The sequence below is a fragment of the Roseateles sp. P5_E1 genome, assembly GCF_054049335.1.
On sequence record NZ_JBFUMN010000140.1, the window covers coordinates 1 to 991 of the forward strand.

1 protein-coding gene is annotated in these 991 nt (G+C 66.1%); it reads left to right on the forward strand.

Annotated features, from left to right (window positions below):
- On the forward strand, positions 1-991 hold a 991-nt coding region (locus ACXJKJ_RS30175; RefSeq protein ID WP_457395031.1), incomplete at both ends, for an ATP-binding protein.

Below are 991 nucleotides of genomic sequence, written 5' to 3' on the forward strand. Positions count from 1 at the left end.
CGTTTACCCTGCGCGCAGGCGCCGACACCCGCATCACCGAATGGCGCGTGACGCCTTACCATGCACCGGGCCAGGGCCTGGTGCTGATCGAAGACACCACCGAACACCACGCGCGCGAGTCCGAGCAGCGCCAGGAGCTGGAAACCGCGACGTCGGAGCTGGCCTTCCAGATCGCCGAGCGCCAGCGCACCGAGGTCGAGCTGCTGCAGGCGCAGAAGATGGACTCGCTCGGCCAGCTTACCGGCGGCATCGCGCACGAYTTCAACAACCTGCTGACCACGATCATCTCCGGCCTGGACATGATCGAGATGGCCGTCTCCAGCGGCAAATGGGACAAGGCCTCGCGGTMTGTCGAGATCGCCACCGGCTCGGCCCACCGCGCGGCGGCGCTGACCCAGCGGATGCTGGCCTTTGCCCGCAAGCAGCCGCTGGACCCGCAGACCTTCGACGTGGTCGCGCGGATCCGTTCGCTGGAAGACATGCTGCTGCGCTCGATCGGCGAGAACATCGAGCTGGACCTGGAACTGGGGCCGCAGCCGATGGTGGCCGTGGCCGATCCGAACCAGTTCGAGAACGTGATCCTCAACCTGGTGATCAACGCGCGCGATGCGCTGGGCGGGCAGGGGCTGATCCGCATCCGCGCCGACCGTACCGAGATCGAGCGCGATCATGAGCTCGCGCCGGGTCATTACATCAGCGTCAAAGTCCTGGACAACGGCATCGGCATTCCGATGGAACTGCTGACCAATGTGTTCGAGCCCTTCTTCACCACCAAGCCGCAGGGCGAGGGCACCGGGCTGGGCTTGTCGATGACCTACGGGTTCGCCCGCCAGTCCGGCGGCAGTGCGCGCATCGCCAGCGAGCGCGGCGAAGGTACCGAGATAGAACTGCTGCTGCCGGAAGGCGAGCTGGTCGGCATCGACGAACAGAAACCTGTTCCCAGCCAGGTCCCGCGTGGCAGTGCCGAACGCATCCTGCTGGTGGACGATAC